This is a genomic window from Flavobacterium sp. (assembly GCF_041911335.1).
GTDB lineage: Bacteria > Bacteroidota > Bacteroidia > Flavobacteriales > Flavobacteriaceae > Flavobacterium.
In genome coordinates, this window is the sequence record NZ_JAYRPD010000004.1 from 1 (window position 1) to 3,374 (window position 3,374).

The 3,374-nt window shown below is 32.4% G+C and carries 3 protein-coding genes; all 3 read left to right on the plus strand.

Translation table 11 applies throughout. From position 1 onward, the window contains the following. Positions 1-259 precede the first annotated feature (259 nt). The 3 genes from ACE3PD_RS00485 to ACE3PD_RS00495 all read left to right on the plus strand — a co-directional run bounded on the left by ACE3PD_RS00485 (position 260) and on the right by ACE3PD_RS00495 (position 2,564). The gene (locus ACE3PD_RS00485; protein WP_374398557.1) at positions 260-832 is read left to right on the plus strand and encodes a hypothetical protein; all 573 of its coding nucleotides are present in this window, start codon (positions 260-262) and stop codon (positions 830-832) included. Positions 833-843: 11 nt separating this feature from the next. Then, entirely contained in the window at positions 844-1,437 is a 594-nt protein-coding gene (locus tag ACE3PD_RS00490; RefSeq protein WP_374398559.1) for a hypothetical protein, read from the plus strand. 152 nt (positions 1,438-1,589) lie between these two features. After that, on the plus strand, positions 1,590-2,564 hold the full coding sequence (locus ACE3PD_RS00495; RefSeq protein WP_374398561.1) for a T9SS type A sorting domain-containing protein: 975 nt from the start codon (positions 1,590-1,592) through the stop codon (positions 2,562-2,564). Positions 2,565-3,374: the final 810 nt, after the last annotated feature.

Below are 3,374 nucleotides of genomic sequence, written 5' to 3' on the forward strand. Positions count from 1 at the left end.
AAGCCAATTTCGGAAATAACTTTTGGCTCTTGAAAAAGCCAAAAAAAGTTATTCTGAAATTATGCAAAATTGAAATAAAAAACTAAATTTGATATATTAACTAATTATTGACCTTGTTGCATTAAGGTCTTGAATCCGCCAGTGGCGGAAACAAACAACGTCAAAATTTTAAAATATTACAGAAAAAACCTTCATAAAATAAATTATTATCAAAAAGAAAGATTATCTTTACATTTTTAGCATATAATAATTTAACCCCATGAAAACAATTAAATTAATTTTTGCATTTTCGTTACTATCTTATTTTTCATCTACCGCACAAATTACTAAAGGTAATTGGATGTTTGGAGGAAATGCCAGTTTTTCCAATAAAGAAAGATACAACAACGATTTCAAAAATGATAAGCTAAAAACTTCCGAATTTGACATTAAAGCTAATGCTGGTTATTTTTTTATCGAGAAGCTACAAGCTGGAGTTAGAATTAGTTATCTAAATTATAATTTAAAGAATGATGATTCAGGAGCTTCAAACAAACACTGGTTAAAATATGGAGTTTATTCAAGATATTATTTTTTAAAACCAGAAAAACTTATAAATATTTTTCTTGATGGGGAGTATTTTTTGGGAAATCAAATTTATTATAATGGTGATTATAAAGATAATTTAAATGGATTTTCAATAAGTGCAGGTCCAACTATCTTTTTTAATAGTTCTGTAGCCATGGAAATGGGAATCAATTATTCTTCAACAAAGTATAAGGGAGTAAATGATAGTACCGAAAACAATTTACAATTTAGTTTAGGTTTTCAAATATTTTTAGACAAACAATAAAAATCAAAATTATGAACAAAATAAAAATACTTTTCATATTGCTTATGTTAGCAATAACAAATTATTCTAATGCACAAATTGTAACATTAGACTATAGTTCTTATTCATCAAATGATTGCGATGTGTTTGGTAATGCAGTTCCTGTTCAAGGAATTTTACACGAAACTAAAAGAGGCGATGTAACAAAAAATTCAAGCCAAGGTGCTTTAGGCCTACAATTCAATTACAATAATAATTCTCAAAAAGGAACTGAATATTCAATTTTTGGTTTAACTTTTAAAAAGGAATATAAATATGTGATAAAAATTACTGCAAAAAACAATAACAGCTATAGTGAACCAGCTGGTTTAAAATGTAATTTTGATCCTTATGGTATTGATCCAAGTTGTAATGGTGTCAATTATGTAAATTCAGATAATGGTACATTTTCGTCAAATAATAATTGGTTTCAAGTAGTAAATGGCACTGCTTTTGTAGAATATATCTTTGAATCGGACTATTTGACTTCTGCTCAATCTACGTTAGGAATTGGCACATATAGTCTGTATAATATTGCTTCGGGTTCAAATTTTATTCAAACCATTTTTATACAAAAATTGAAATAACAGAAATTGCACCTCCACCAAGTTTCACACTTTCTCCAACAACTCAAAGTTTAGCATGTGGCGATACAAGTGCAAAAACCTTTACGGTTACACCTGTAAATATTCCAAGTGGTGCAAATGTTACTTATACTTGGAGTTATAACGGTTGGTCAGTGATTAGTTCATCTGCAACTTCAAAAACACTTCAACCGAATCCAGGTAGTGGCTTACCTTCAAATGTTTCAGTAACTCCATATGTAAACGGAGTTGTACAACCAACAAAAACATGCACCGTTACTCGTGCTCCATACACAAGTTCTTATTCAATTTCAGGTGCTGGCAGTCTTTGTTCATCTTCTAATTATTCAATTACCGGCTTACAATCTAACGAAACAATTCAATGGTCTTTATCAAACACCACTATTGCTACTTTAAGTAATATTACTACTAATTCTGTAACTGTAAATAAAGTTGGAAATGGCACTGTCGATTTAATTGCAACAATTTTGAATTCTTGTAATCAAACTACAACAAAATCGAAATCAATAAGCATGGGTGCTCCTTCATTTTCAAATACAAACATGGGCGGTGATAGCAATCCTTTAACTGGAGAAACTATTGTTTATCACATACAAGAACCTTCAGGTTATACAAGTCTACAGTGGTATTTCGATTACGCAACTATAACAGGAACAGCTGTTAATGGATGGGAAATATTGAACGGGCAAGGTACAACGGCTATTACAGCAAAAGTAGGTAATCCAGGTTTAACTTATGTAGTTTGTAAAGCATTTAACAGCTGTAGTAATTCTATTCAATATATGCCGGTTTCTGTTCGTAGCATTACTGATCCTTGTTATAATTTTAAAATAAATGTAAAAAATCCAATCAAAGAATCTGATAATCTTGTTGGAAAAATTGTTCCTCCTCCTATTGACCCTTGTGATGATCTAAATGCAAAATTAATTGACAAAAAAGAAAGAAAAAAAATTCAAGTTTTTGATTTATTTGGAAGGACTGTTTTTTCGGGTGAATTTGTAGAAGACAATTTTGATTTACATTTAGATAAACTAACAAAAGGAACTTATCTACTAAATATTACTTTACAAGATGGAAAAACACAACATGAAACAATAATTGTACAATAAGATATTTTTTTTACAACCACATTTTTAAAACAATAACGGCTTTCGGGAAAACTGAAAGTCGTTTTTGTATTTGTATATACTTTAAAACCTCAAAATAAGTATAATAACCGAGCTCTATGAAAAATTATGGCTACATACAATCGAGTAGACTGCCCTGCTAGAAACTAACAGGGAGAGCCTCTCACACCACCGAGCGTACGGGTCACGTACTCGGCGGTTCGTAAATCATCAATCAAAAGCTCTTTGCACCTTTTGAGCTATCCATAATTTACTTTAAGACTAGGCTAAGATAACTTTCCTAATCGAATTTCTTGGAGATTTACGTTTAGTCCTTCCTTGTTTGTGAGTCCTATGCGGTATCTATTCGCATCTCGTTTGCCTTCAAGTACTATGACCGCTGCTGACTTCTTGGCTTGATTAACTCGTAATCGCCAAGACCTCCCCTGGTAAATGCTTTTTCCTTCCGTCTATCGCCGGTACATCTACATAACAATAATCTGATTTAATAGCATGTTCAGAACACTGTTTTGGACTTCGTATTGCTGTGGATACTCATCCTTATTGCTATGCCTCTTATGTACTTTCTGTTCGTCGGTACAGACTTTTGCAGTCCTGCTTCCTTCAGTGCATACCTCACGATAAACCACCTTGCCACGTGCTAACGATTCGGGTTTTCAGTCCGCTCGTAAGGGACTTACACCCTCTGGAAAAATAACACCCCGAAAACTTGGTTCGTAAAACTAAATTTGTATTTTTGAACTATTTGAAGAGCTTTCGGGGTGTGTCCTGCATATGCAGGGCACACACAGC

Excerpts from the sequence above, each read along its gene's own strand:
- ACE3PD_RS00485 (WP_374398557.1), top strand. The coding sequence starts at position 260 with ATGAAAACAATTAAATTAATTTTTGCATTTTCGTTACTATCTTATTTT.
- ACE3PD_RS00490 (WP_374398559.1), top strand. The coding sequence starts at position 844 with ATGAACAAAATAAAAATACTTTTCATATTGCTTATGTTAGCAATAACA.